Origin of the sequence: Paraburkholderia sp. UCT31, from assembly GCF_014397655.1 — a bacterium.
Lineage (GTDB): Bacteria > Pseudomonadota > Gammaproteobacteria > Burkholderiales > Burkholderiaceae > Paraburkholderia > Paraburkholderia tuberum.
Window position 1 is genome coordinate 98,374 of record NZ_VZQP01000016.1, and the last position, 12,085, is coordinate 110,458.

Consider the following 12,085-nt stretch of genomic DNA (forward strand, 5'->3'; position numbering starts at 1 on the left):
TGTTAGCTGCAACGGCATTCAAATTGCTGCGCAATAGTTTTGTTTCAACGCGATGCGTTGGACATCGACGCGTCGTCGGCCTGCATTGACCTTTCAGTGGAGTCAACAGTCGTCATGACCACGCCTACAGAATGTCAGCATTGCGGGGACGCCCCCGCATCGGAGTCCACCGCCGAGCCCACCACCACGCCTTCCCAACCGTCACGACGTCGCTTCCTGCAATCGGCGGCGGCCGCCGCGACGATCGGTGCGGCGCCGCATCTGCGCGCGCAAACGCAAGCGCCGGCGCCCGCCTCACCCGCGCCGCCAGGCAACCCCGTGGTGCCGCCGCGCCCCGTCACGTTGACCGTCAACGGCCGCGCGTACACACTGCAGCTCGAACCGCGCGTGACGCTGCTCGACGCGTTGCGCGAATACGCGGGTCTGATGGGCACGAAGAAAGGCTGCGACCGCGGTCAATGCGGCGCCTGCACGGTGCTCGTCGACGGCCGCCGCATCAACTCGTGTCTGACGCTCGCGGTCATGCACGAAGGCGAGAACATCACGACCGTCGAAGGACTCGCGAGCAACGGCGCGTTGAGTCCGGTGCAGGCCGCGTTCATCGAACACGATGCGTTCCAGTGCGGCTACTGTACGCCCGGGCAGTTGTGCTCGGCGACCGCCCTGCTCAGCGAATTCCGCAACGGCACGGCGAGCACCGTGACCGCCGACGTGCGCGCGCGTCCCGCCGCGCTCACCGACGACGAAATCCGCGAACGCATGAGCGGCAACATCTGCCGCTGCGGGGCGTACGTGAACATCGTCGCCGCGGTCCGCGCCGCGCACGACAACGCCAGACGGAGACCGACATGGATGCGATCTCCTACGAACGTGCCGGCGACGTCGCCAGCGCGGTGCGCGCCGCGCAACAGCCGGGCGCGGTATTCATCGGCGGCGGCACGAATCTGCTCGATCTGATGAAGGGCGGCATCGCGCGGCCGGTGCGGCTCATCGATATCACGCACATCGGCGGCCTCGACTCGGTGACGACGCTGCCCGGCGGCGGCATCCGCATCGGCGCGCTGGTGCGCAACAGCGACGCGGCCAATCACGCGCTGGTGCGCGAGCAGTACCCGCTGCTGTCGCAAGCGCTGCTCGCGGGCGCGTCGGCGCAGTTGCGCAACATGGCGACGGTCGGCGGCAATCTGCTGCAACGCACCCGCTGCGGCTACTTCTACGACACCGCGTTCACGCAGTGCAACAAGCGCCTGCCCGGCAGCGGCTGCGCGGCGCTCGACGGCCATAACCGCGCGCATGCGATCCTCGGCGCGAGCCCGCAATGCATTGCGGTCAACCCGTCGGATATGAGCGTCGCGCTGGCCGCGCTCGATGCGCTGGTGCGCGTGAGCGGCCCCAGCGGCGAGCGCACGATCGCGTTCGCCGATTTCCATCGGCTGCCGGGCGACCGGCCCGATGTCGATACCACCTTGCAGCCCGGCGAGCTGATCACCGCGGTCGATCTGCCGCCGCCGCTGTTCAGCGCGCATTCGCACTATCTGAAGGTGCGTGACCGCGCCAGCTACGCGTTCGCGCTCGTATCGGTCGCGGCCGCGTTGCAGATGGACGGCGAGCGTGTTCAGAGCGCGCGCATCGCGCTCGGCGGCGTCGCGCACAAACCATGGCGCGCGAACGTGGCCGAGCAGATGCTGAGCGGCCAGCCGCTCAGCCAGGCCACGCTGAAGAACGCCGCCGCGGCCGCGTTGAGCGGCGCGCAGCCGCGCCACGACAACGCCTTCAAGGTGCAGCTCGCGCAGCGCGCGATCGTGCGTGCGGTCAATCAGGCAGCCGGCAACGCGGGAGGTATCGCATGAATCTGATCGGACAACCGCTCGATCGCGTCGACGGACTGCTGAAGGTGACCGGCGACGCGCGTTATGCAGCCGAATTCCCCGGGGCGCGCCTCGCGCACGCGGTGCTCGTGACGAGCACGATCGCGGCCGGCACGATCGCGTCGATCGATGCGAGCCGCGCCGAGGCCGTGCCCGGCGTGCTGCTCGTGATGACCTACCAGAACGCGCCGCGCCTGCCGAATGGCGGCCGGCCCGCGCTCGCGCCGCCGGCCGGCCGGCATCTGTCGCTTCTGCAGGATAACGAAGTGCACTACAGCAACGAGCCGGTCGCGGTGGTCGTCGCCGATACGCTCGAACATGCGGCCGATGCCGCTCGCCAGCTGCGCATCGCCTATCAGCCGGGCGCCGCGGCGCTCGACTTCGAGCAGGCGAAGGCGCACGCGCATGCGCCGGACAAGCCGCAGGGCCGCCAGACCGACACGCAGCGCGGCAGCTTCGAAGACGGCATGCAAAGCGGCGACGTGCATATCGAAGCGACCTATACGACGCCGATCGAGCACCACAACCCGATGGAGCCCCACGCGACGATGGCGCAATGGGACGGCCCGCAGCTGACGGTCTACGACTCGACGCAGGGCGTGAGCGGCGCCGCGCAGGTGCTCGCGAAGACGTTCGCCATCCCTGTGTCCGACGTGCGCGTGATCTCGCCGCTGATCGGCGGCGGCTTCGGCTGCAAGGGCTCGTCGTGGTCGCACGTGTCGCTGTGCGCGATGGCCGCGCGGCAAACCGGGCGGCCCGTGCGGCTCGCGCTCGAACGCCCGCAGATGTTCGGCCCGGTCGGCGCGCGGCCGCGCACCGAGCAGCACTTCGTGATCGCCGCGCGGCATGACGGCACGCTGAGCGCGATGCGTCACGACAGCATCTCGAACACGTCGATGATCGAAGACTGGACCGAGACCTGCTGCATGGTCACGCGCATGCTGTACGCGGTGCCCAACCAGATAACGACGCACCGGCTCGTGCAACTCAATGTCGGCACGCCGACCTTCATGCGCGCACCCGGAGAAACCACCGGCTCGTTCGCGCTCGAATCGGCGATGGACGAACTCGCCGTCGCGCTGAAGATGGACCCGCTCGCGCTGCGCCTGAAGAACTACGCGGACAGCGATCCGCAGGAGCACAAGCCGTGGTCGGGCAAGTCGCTGCGCGAGTGCTATCAGGTCGGCGCCGAGAAGTTCGGCTGGTCGCGCCGCCCGCACGCGCCACGTTCGAGACGCGACGGCAACACGCTGATCGGCATGGGTATGGCGACCGCGACCTATCCGGCCAACCGCAGCGAGGCGTCGGCGCTTGCGCAGATTCTGCCGGACGGCACCGCGGTGGTCGCATCGGGCACGCAGGACATCGGCACCGGCACCTATACGGTGATGACCCAGGTCGCCGCCGATGCGCTCGGCTTCGCGCCCGAGCAAATCCACTTCGCGCTCGGCGATTCGTCGCTGCCGCGCGCGCCGGGCTCGGGCGGTTCGCAGTCGGCGGCGAGCGTATCGCCTGCGGTGCGCGACGCGGCGAGCCAGGCGCGCAGCCAGCTGATCGCGCTGGCGCTTGCCGATGCGGCGTCGCCCGTGCATGGCCTGCCGCTCGATGACGTCACCGTCGCAAGCGGCTGGGTCGTGAGCCGCTCGCAACCGGGCAAGCGCGATCCGGCCGCGGCGATCATCGCGCGCGCGGGCGGCAAGCCGATCGAGGCGAGCGCGACCGTGAAGCCCGGCGCCGAGAAGCAGAAGTACTCGTTCCACTCGTTCGGCGCGGTGTTCGTCGAGGTCCACGTCGATGCCGAGCTCGGCACGATCCGCGTGCCGCGCGTGGTCGCGGTGTACGACGTCGGCCGCGTGCTGAACCAGAAGACCGCGCGCAGCCAGATGATGGGCGGCATCGTATGGGGCATCGGCGCGGCGCTGCAGGAGGAAAGCACGCTCGATGCGCGCTTCGGACGCTTCACGAACGCGAACCTCGCCGAGTATCACGTGCCGGTGAATGCCGATATCGGCACGCTCGACATCACCTTCATCGACCGGCCCGATCCTTATATCAACTCGCTCGGCGTGCGCGGTATCGGCGAGATCGGCATCACGGCCGTGGTGGCCGCGATCGCGAACGCGGTGTACAACGCGACCGGCGCGCGGGTGCGCGATCTGCCGATCACGCTGGACAAGGTGGTGCGGACCTGAACCGGCGGCAGTGCCGGAATTGGAGTGAAAGCGAAAGCGGCGGGCGGCTTGCATCGGGCTTGCCTTGCCGCTTGCTTCGCGCCCCGTTGCATCGCACAATCGGGGGCATTCCTGTCTACCGGTATCCGCCGATGGCCTACGCCTCGCTCGCCACTGGTGTGTTGCTCGCCGCCGGTTTCGGCTCGCGCTTCGATCCGCACGGGCTGCACAACAAACTGCTCGCACGTATGCCCGACGGCAAGCCGGTTGCGCATGAAGCCGCGCATCGGCTGCTGCGGGTCGTGACGCGGGTGCTCGCTGTCGTGCGGCCGGGCTCCGACGCGCTCGCCCGCGCGCTGAACGATGCCGGCTGTGATGTCGTGTTTGCGGCGAGCGCCGAGCGCGGCATGGGCGCGAGCCTCGCCGCCGGCATCGAAGCGAGCGACGACGCCGAGGGCTGGATCGTCGCGCTCGCCGATATGCCGCGCATTGCGGTTCCGACGATCGAAGCGGTAGCCCGCGCGCTCGACAACGGCGCGCCGCTCGTCGCGCCGTTCTACGACGGCCAGCGCGGCCATCCGGTCGGCTTCGGCAGCGAGCATCGCGACGCGCTACTCGCGCTGGACGGCGACACCGGCGCGAAAGCGCTGCTCAGGTCACACGCGCTGACGCGCATCGACGTCGACGATCCCGGCATTCTGCGCGACGTGGACACGCCGGACGATTTGCGCACGCTCTAGCCGCCAACATCAGCCTCGCCGAGACTGGCTGCCCGCAGCCGGTCGACATCGAGAATCTTGCCGGACAAGGAAAGGAACACTGATACGGCATGAAGCCCCTGGATTTGACGCGTTTCGATCTCAACCTGCTAGTTGTACTTGAGGCACTTTGGACCGAAAGGCACGTCGGCCGCGCCGCCGAACGACTGCATTTGTCCCAGTCCGCCACCAGCCACGCCTTGTCGAGGCTGCGTACTGCCTTTGCTGATCAGCTGTTCATTCGTCACCCCCGCGGGATCGAGCCGACGCCGCTGGCCATCGAATTAATGCCGCGAGTGGCGGCGGTGCTCGAGTCGGTCAGGCTCGTCGCCAGTCCACGTGGCCCGTTCGATCCAGCTCGCGTGCAAGCGATGCTCTCGGTGGCGGCCACTGATCACGCCATATTGACCGTCATCGCCCCGGTTCTGGCCGGGATCCAGGCCGCTGCGCCGGGTGTCGTGCTGAGGCTCAGGCCGGCCGATAGCGAATCCGCGCTGCGCATGTTGGACGCCGGCGATCTCGACATCGTGCTAGGGTCCGGCTCCTTTGCCCAGATCCCGCAGCGTTTCGATTGTCAGCTTGTCCACAAGGAGCGTTTCATCGGCATTGCGCGCAAGGGGCACCCGGCTCTGGTCAAGCGAGGCAAGAAACTGCACATGGAACTGGATGACTTCGCTCGGCTGCCGCACATTCTGGTCTCGCCGCGCGGCGATACGCGAGGCGCTGTCGACGATGCGCTGGAGGCCGTCGGTCGTACCCGCAAGGTGAGCGCGACCTGCCCCAGCTTTCTGGCTGCTCCTTTCATGGTCGGCGCTTCGCAATCGATTGCGGTTATCGCCGAGCGGGTCGCACTCCGGATGCAGGATCCCGCGCAACTGAGTCTTTTCGAGCTCCCCTTGGCGTTACCGAGCTGGGAGGTGCTTGTGATTCGAGCCCGAGGGCGCGCCAACGAACCCGCCGTTCAGTGGATTACCAACATGATGATCGCCCACTGAACATCGGCAGGGGCTTGCCGCGGTTGCAGCGACATGGAGGCCATGAATCTCGTGCATCGACATGCTGTGTAAATGCCATTGGATCGAATACCTCGGGCCACATAGAGTTCGGTTGTCGATTATTCAACCGCTCGGAGTACCCCATGAGAACAGACCCCACCCTGGTCATGATCCCTTGCTTCGCAGGAGCTCCGTGGCAGCTCAACCAGTTGACCTGCTTGCAGGGTCGCCCGATGCGTACACTTCGTTTGCCGGATGACGTGTGCGAGCTGGAAACGTTGGCTGACTTCATCGCTGACCAGGTGAAGGACCTCGAGAGCTATGTGTTGGTTGGCGATTCGTATGGCGCGGTCTGCTCGATCGCGGTTGCGACGCGGCAGCCGAAGGGCCTGAAAGGCCTCGTGCTCTCTGGTGGTTTTGCCAGGAGCCCGATCGCTTCGCCCTTGCTCAAGACGCTGGCGGCGCTTGCACCGTTCTTCCCCGGGCTCTTTTATCGACAGCTAACTCTTTCATTCCACGCAGCGCAGTTGGCTTCGTCGTTTGACGCGGAGGGAGAGATACCCTGGTCAACCAGAAAGAGCCGCGATTTCTTCATCAGGGAGACGTCGCATAAGGCCTACGTCAATCGCATCCGCTCGATCGAGAAGACGGACTATACGGCCTTGCTGAAGAAGATCGACGTCCCCACGCTGATCCTGACTCCCGAGGAAGACAGGCTGATCGGCAAAGAAGCCGCGGGGGTCCTGCTGAACGGCATCAAGGGTTCGCAGGAAGTCGTCATGCCGCGCACCGGTCACATGTTCAGGTTTTCGCACCCAGGCGCCTACTCTCTCGAGATCAGAAAGTTTCTGGAGCGAGCGTCGCTATAAGGACTCGTGTTCGGAGAATTCGCGAAGTACACAAAAAACGTGCGCTTCAAGGGCCCCTGACGGCGGCGCGCGACGAGCCGGAAAGCCACGACCGTCACTGGATGGACGGATCGAAAGTTCGATCCGCGGTCTTTCAGGCACGCGCTTTGCGCCCCGCAAGTTTCGCGCGCAAGCCGCGCCAATTGCGCCTAAGCTGAGGTGACGTCACGTTTTTTGCGCACGCGGCGCCTTGACGACCGGCAGCTCGATGCCTCATCCGTCACGCCTCGAATCCCCACACGCAAGCCCATGAGCGAAACCACTCCACGCCTTTTCATCGTCTCGCCCCATTTCGACGACGCCGTCTTCAGTTGCGGCGCCTTGCTCGCCGCCCATCCCGATGCCGCTGTCTGCACCGTGTTCGCCGCGCCGCCCGAACACGACATGCACACGGAGTGGGACGAAAAAGCGGGCTTCGCGAACGCCCATGAAGCGGTCCGTGAACGCACGATCGAAGACAACCGCGCGCTCGAAGTGCTCGACGCGATCCCGCTGCGCATGCCGTTTCGCGACAGCCAGTACGCCGACTCGCCGTCGATCAGCCAGATGGCCGCGGCGCTGGAGGAAACGATTTACCGCACGACCGTGAACACGCTGCTGATGCCGCTTGGCCTGCATCACGACGATCACGCGCGGGTATTCGAAGCGTGCTGCGAGATCCTGCCGCGGCTCACGCATCTGGACTGGTTCGGTTACGAAGAAGCGATTCACCGGCTCACGCCGGGCGCGGTGCAGGCGCGGCTCGCCGATCTCGCGCAGCGCGGCATCGTCGCGACGCCGGCAACGCCGAGCGCGGGCCACACGATCGACATGCAGCGCCGCGCGCATCTGAAACGCGAAGCGGTCAACGCGTACGCGAGCCAGTTGCGGGCGTTCGGCGCCGGCAATTACGACGACGTGTTCGCGACCGAGCGCTACTGGCAGCTCAGCGTCGGCCGCAAACGCGCGAAGAAATAGCAAAAAGGAGCGAGCAGGAAGCGCGGCGAGCGCCTACGCTTGAAGACAGATAGCCGACGCGGCGGCACACATCGGCGGTATCAAGCCGCTTGCGCCGGACCCGCGCATTTCAACCGCAAGGGTGACGCAATGAGCGACGACATGCACACCAGCCCGATTCCCGACCCGAACGCCGATCCGAACCGCGACCCGGAAGCCGACCCGCTCGTGCCGCCGTCGCCGGGGCATCATGTCGAGGAGCCGCAGCGGCCTGACGGGCCGCCGGACAAGGATCCGGTGTAAGGGAGCCGCGAGCGGCGCGGTCGCGGCGCGCCGCTCGGCGCAGCGTCAGCGCATCAAGTCGCTGAAGCCCTGCAGCAGGCGGTCGATATCGGCCGCGTGAATGTTGCCCATCGTCGAGATGCGGAACAGCTCCGCCGACAGCCCGCCCTGCCCCGCATAGATCACGAAGCCGCGCGCCTTCAGCGCGTCGTGCAGTTGCGGATACGCGATACCGTTGGGCAAGCGGTACGCGCGCAACACCACCGACGACTGCCCGGGCGGCAACACACTGTCGATGCCGCGCGCCGCCAGCCCGGCGCGCACCTGCTCGGCAAGCGCCGCATAGCGCGCGTGACGCGCGCGCCAGCCGCCTTCGTCGGCGAGCTCACGCAGCGCCTCGACCAGCGCGTAATACGCGTGCACCGACGGCGTAAACGGCGTGTTGCGCTGATCCTGCAAACGCGCGAGCCGCGCGAGATCGAGGTAGTAGGTGCGGCTCGCCGCGCGCGCGAGCGCCGCGCGCCGCACCAGCACGAACGACGCGCCCGGCACGCCATGCAGGCACTTGTTGGCGGTCGCGGCGAGCGCGTCGAGGCTCGCGTCCGCGAAATCGATCGTTTCGGCGCCGAAGCTGCTGACACCGTCCACCAGCAGACGCAGGCCGCGCTCGCGACACACGGCGCCGAGCGTCGCGATGTCGTTCAGACGGCCCGTGGTCGTTTCATGATGAATCACCGCGACGTGCGTGAACGACTTGTCGGCGTCGAGCCGTTCGGCGATCTTCGCCAGATTGGGCGCGTCCATCCAGTCGTGCTTCAGCGCTTCGTGCGCGATGCCGTATTGCGCGGCGATCTGCGCGATACGCTCGCCGTACACACCGTTTTCGACGACCAGCAGTTTGCCGTTGTGCGGCACCAGCGCGGCCGTCATGCTTTCGACGGCGGCCGTGCCGGAGCCGGTCATCAGTACTGCCTGCCATTCGTTCGGGTCGAGCCCGTACACGTCGACCAGACGCGTGCGCGCCTCTTCCTGGAGATCGAAAAACTCGCTCTCGCGATGGCACAGATCCGTCTGCAACAGGCTGTTGCGGACACGTTCGGTGAGCGTCACCGGGCCGGGGTTGAGCAGCAGCATGGGCGCTCCTGTTGGCGTTGGGTTCAGATCGCGCCGATGTGGCGCATCAGGCGCGTCTTCACATCGGGCGGCGTAATGGTCGGGCGCGGCAGGCCGTCGGGCGTGCCGCGGCGGATCGTCAGGCGCGCGAAGCGCGGCCCGTCGAGCGGTGGCGCCGCGAACAGCTCGTCGATGATCGCAGGATCGTCGCTCTCGAGCGCCGACGCGTAACCGCACGCGGCCGCCACGCCCGCGAACGACACCTGCGACGATACCGTCGCCTGACCGCCGGTCGAGTCGTGCGCGCCGTTATCGAGCAGCACGTGCATGAGGTTCGACGGGCCGTACGCGCCGAGCGTCGCGAACACGCCCATGCGCATCAGTGCGGCGCCGTCGCCGTCGAGCGCGACCACGCGCAGATCGGGGCGCGCGAGCGCGAGGCCGAGCGCGAACGGCGTCACGCAGCCCATCGAGCCGACCATGTATAGCTGGTTCGCGCGATCGTCGATCGCATAGAGTTCGCGGCCGCAAAAGCCGGTCGACGCGAGCACCACCGTGGAGTCGAGCGGCGTATGCGCGATCACCTTTTGCAGCGCGTCGTGGCGCGTCGCGAGTTCGTTCGCGGCGCTGTCGCGAAACCGCGCGCGAGGCTCGACCGGCGTGCGCCGCCTGGGCGCGCCGCCGTCCCTCAGTTCATACGGCGCAACGCTGCCCTTCTGCATCACGAGCGCGTACGGACGGCCGGTTGCGTCCATGTGCGCGATCGCGCGATCGAGCGCCGGACCGATCGCGTCGGCCTCGGTCGGGAACGTCTCCCACGGAATTTCCATCGTGTCGAGCATCGCCGGCGTGATCGGGCCCATCAGCGCGTGCTGCGGCTCGTCGGCGACGCCGGGCTGGCCGCGCCACGTGACGATCAGCAGTTGCGGCAGGCGGAAGGTCCACGTCAGCGACGTCAGCGGGCTTACCGCGTTGCCGAGCCCGGAGTTCTGCATCATCGTGATGCCGCGCCGGCCGTTTTTCGCGCCGAGCGTAACGCCGGCGATCAGCGCGACCGCGTCGCCCTCGTTGGCCGCCGACACGTAGTGCAGCGATTCGTCCTGCAGCACGTAGTTGATGAACGGCGTCAGATACGAGCACGGCACGCCCGCGTACCAGTCGAAACCGCGCTCGCGCGCCGCCTCGACGAACTGTGCTGCTTCGATCATTGCGCGCCTCCGTGTGCATCGTTCGTCGTCGCCCCGCCGCCGACGGCCGTCGCGAACGGCGCCTGCGCGTGCGCGAAGTCGCCCGCGAGGCGGAAATCGTCGAGATCGTTGACGCCGCGCCAGTGGCCGTGCACGTATTGCACCTCGATCGACTCGCCCGCTTCGATCAACGCGTTCAGCAGCGCGGGCATGTCGAGCGACGCGAAATCGTCGCGCGTGCGCAACTCGCGCATGACCGCCCGCAGGCGCTCGCGACCCGCGCCGCGCACGTTCAGCAGACCCACCCAGCGGCCATGCGGCACTGGGGCGACGCCCGCCGCCGACGACTGCTCCCGCCCGCTCGCGACATGCCGCAGCACGATCTTGTTGCCGAACAGACCGCGGTCGTCGGCGGCCGAGCACCACGCGAAATCGCGCACGCTCGCGTTCTCCGCATCGGTCAGCGACGAATCGACGACCACGCTGAACGCGGCCTCGCTTTCCACCAGATCGCGCAGGATGTAGCTGCGAAACAGCAGGTCGCCGTACGAAATGACCGTGTCGCCGGTCAGGTGGTCGAGTCCGCACGCGAGCGAGGCAAGCTCGCCGGTCTGCGCGTGCTGCTCGTTGACCACGAGGCGGATGCCCGCGGTATCGATCGCGTCGGCGCGATAGCCGCCGACCACGGTGATGTCGTTGACGCCCTGCTTCTTGAACGCGTCGACAAGCCAGCGCAGCAGCGGTTTGCCGGCGATCGGCAGCATCACCTTCGGACGGTCCCCGGTCACCGCTTCAAGGCCTTTGCCGCGGCTCGCGGCGAGCACGACGGCCGAGCCGGCCGCGCGGCCGCTCGACAGATAGCGGTCTTCGGCTTCCGAATATTCGTCGGCGTTCTGCAAACGGAAGATTTCGTTGACGGCCGCGATGCTGTCCTCGACGTTGACGAGCGTCTCGCTCGAATGGATTTCCTTCGCGACGGCCTGCATCGCCGAGGTCGACGCGCGGATCAGATGGTTCGCCCAGATCACGGTGCTGATGCCCGCTTCGCGGAACACCTCGGTCGGCGTGCTGTAGTACTTGGTCGGCACGATCACGAGCGGCGCGCGCCCGGCCCATTCGCGCGCGAATTCGAGAATCTCGTCGGGGCGCGACAGCTTGCTGTGAATCAGGATCGCATCGGCACCAGCTTGGGCGTACGCTTGCGCGCGCCGCAGCGCTTCGTCCATGCCCCAGCCCGCGATCAGCGCCTCGACGCGTGCGACGATCGAGAAATGCTCGTCGTTCTGCGAGTCCTTGCCCGCCTTGATCTTGCCGCAGAATTCGTCGATATCGGCAAGCGGCTGCGCCTCGCCGTTGATGAAGCTGTTGGTCTTCGGAAACTGCTTGTCCTCGATGCACACGCCGGCGATGCCGCGCTGTTCGAGCTTGCGCACGAGGCGGCGCACGTTGTTGAAGTTGCCGTAGCCGGTGTCGCCGTCGAGCAGGATCGGCAGATCGCTCGCGTCGGCCATGAATTCGAGCGTATCGACCACCTGCGTCCAGCTCGCCTCGTTGTTGTCGCGCACGCCGAACTGCGCGGAGATCGCGAGGCCCGAGCCCCAGATCGCCTTGAACCCAGCTTCGCGAACGATGCGCGCGGACAGGCCGTTATGCGCCTCCATCATGAATTCGAGTTCGCTGCTGACGAGCATCTGGCGCAGGCGCGCGCTGCGGGACTGGGAAACGAAAGCGGGATCGCGTGCATTCACTCTTCGGGACTCCTGGTGGCGGGCTTATTGGCGTTCTTCGATGCCAGGCTGGCAATCGGAAAAGGGCGACTATAGCGGAATTTTTTATGACGAGTCTTTGAAGGTCTCAGCGGTCTTTC

At 67.0% G+C, this 12,085-nt stretch carries 11 protein-coding genes; 8 read left to right on the forward strand and 3 right to left on the reverse strand.

Features of this window, described 5'->3' with window-relative positions:
• Positions 1-114: 114 nt before the first annotated feature.
• The 8 genes from F6X40_RS15875 to F6X40_RS15910 all read left to right on the forward strand — a co-directional run bounded on the left by F6X40_RS15875 (position 115) and on the right by F6X40_RS15910 (position 7,939).
• Entirely contained in the window at positions 115-957 is an 843-nt protein-coding gene (locus F6X40_RS15875; protein WP_262421465.1) for a (2Fe-2S)-binding protein, read from the forward strand.
• Positions 849-1,850, forward strand: a complete 1,002-nt coding sequence (locus F6X40_RS15880; protein ID WP_187628468.1) for an FAD binding domain-containing protein — start codon at positions 849-851, stop codon at positions 1,848-1,850. Before F6X40_RS15875 ends, F6X40_RS15880 begins: the two co-directional genes overlap by 109 nt.
• Entirely contained in the window at positions 1,847-4,060 is a 2,214-nt protein-coding gene (locus tag F6X40_RS15885; RefSeq protein ID WP_187628469.1) for a xanthine dehydrogenase family protein molybdopterin-binding subunit, read from the forward strand. The genes F6X40_RS15880 and F6X40_RS15885 overlap by 4 nt, the downstream gene beginning before the upstream one ends.
• A gap of 131 nt (positions 4,061-4,191) precedes the next feature.
• Positions 4,192-4,779, forward strand: a complete 588-nt coding sequence (locus F6X40_RS15890) for an NTP transferase domain-containing protein (protein WP_187628470.1) — start codon at positions 4,192-4,194, stop codon at positions 4,777-4,779.
• Positions 4,780-4,868: 89 nt separating this feature from the next.
• Positions 4,869-5,792: a LysR family transcriptional regulator gene (locus F6X40_RS15895; RefSeq protein ID WP_187628471.1), complete on the forward strand. Its 924-nt coding sequence runs from the start codon at positions 4,869-4,871 to the stop codon at positions 5,790-5,792.
• 143 nt (positions 5,793-5,935) lie between these two features.
• Positions 5,936-6,661, forward strand: a complete 726-nt coding sequence (locus F6X40_RS15900) for an alpha/beta fold hydrolase (protein WP_187628472.1) — start codon at positions 5,936-5,938, stop codon at positions 6,659-6,661.
• Positions 6,662-6,949: 288 nt separating this feature from the next.
• Positions 6,950-7,657, forward strand: coding sequence for a PIG-L family deacetylase (locus F6X40_RS15905; protein ID WP_187628473.1), 708 nt, complete (start codon positions 6,950-6,952; stop codon positions 7,655-7,657).
• Positions 7,658-7,786: 129 nt separating this feature from the next.
• The gene (locus tag F6X40_RS15910) at positions 7,787-7,939 is read left to right on the forward strand and encodes a hypothetical protein (RefSeq protein WP_184072533.1); all 153 of its coding nucleotides are present in this window, start codon (positions 7,787-7,789) and stop codon (positions 7,937-7,939) included.
• Between the two features lie 45 nt (positions 7,940-7,984).
• Here F6X40_RS15910 and F6X40_RS15915 read toward each other — a convergent pair whose 3' ends face one another.
• Genes F6X40_RS15915 through aepX form a run of 3 tightly spaced genes read right to left on the reverse strand, consistent with a single transcriptional unit; the run spans position 7,985 to position 11,966 of the window.
• Positions 7,985-9,052: a 2-aminoethylphosphonate aminotransferase gene (locus tag F6X40_RS15915; protein ID WP_187628474.1), complete on the reverse strand. Its 1,068-nt coding sequence runs from the start codon at positions 9,050-9,052 to the stop codon at positions 7,985-7,987.
• A 23-nt stretch (positions 9,053-9,075) separates the two neighbouring features.
• Positions 9,076-10,239: a phosphonopyruvate decarboxylase gene (gene aepY, locus F6X40_RS15920; RefSeq protein WP_187628475.1), complete on the reverse strand. Its 1,164-nt coding sequence runs from the start codon at positions 10,237-10,239 to the stop codon at positions 9,076-9,078.
• Positions 10,236-11,966 carry a phosphoenolpyruvate mutase gene (aepX, locus tag F6X40_RS15925; RefSeq protein ID WP_187628476.1) on the reverse strand — a complete coding sequence of 577 codons (1,731 nt, stop codon included), beginning with the start codon at positions 11,964-11,966 and terminating at the stop codon, positions 10,236-10,238. Before aepX ends, aepY begins: the two co-directional genes overlap by 4 nt.
• Between the last annotated feature and the right edge of the window lie 119 nt (positions 11,967-12,085).